The sequence below is a fragment of the Furfurilactobacillus siliginis genome, assembly GCF_001437435.1.
GTDB lineage: Bacteria > Bacillota > Bacilli > Lactobacillales > Lactobacillaceae > Furfurilactobacillus > Furfurilactobacillus siliginis.
Genome location: NZ_JQCB01000007.1, coordinates 7,620 through 8,067, shown reverse-complemented (window position 1 = coordinate 8,067; position 448 = coordinate 7,620).

Sequence of the window (448 nt, the reverse complement as noted above, 5' to 3'; positions counted from 1 at the left end):
GTTCGCTTCGCTCACCGTCGACCAGATGCGACACCTTACCACTACGGGCTTTGCGAATTCTTCGCAGCCCTTCGTTCACGGTGTTACATCTGGTCTCCATTGCTAATGACCTGGCGCTGAGGGAGTGCTTTGCCCGCTTTGCGGGCAAAACACAAGTGCAGTGAACGTCGAAGTAAACTCGCCGCCACTGTGACTGTCACGGCCAACGTTCACTTTAAGTAATAGTTAACTGCAAGCTCAAATAGCCGCTCCAACAGTCTACGTACGCGTAGTTTGTTGGAGCGGCTATTTAATGTTGCGTCTGACTTTTACTTTGGCACTAACGGGTGTGCCGCTCGCAAAGCGAGCGACACTCTTCGTCAAAACAGGGTAACAGTGACGGCGGAAAACTAGCCTGCCGGGAGTGGAGGGCTGCGAAGAATTCGCAAAGTCCGCAACGGCAAGGCAC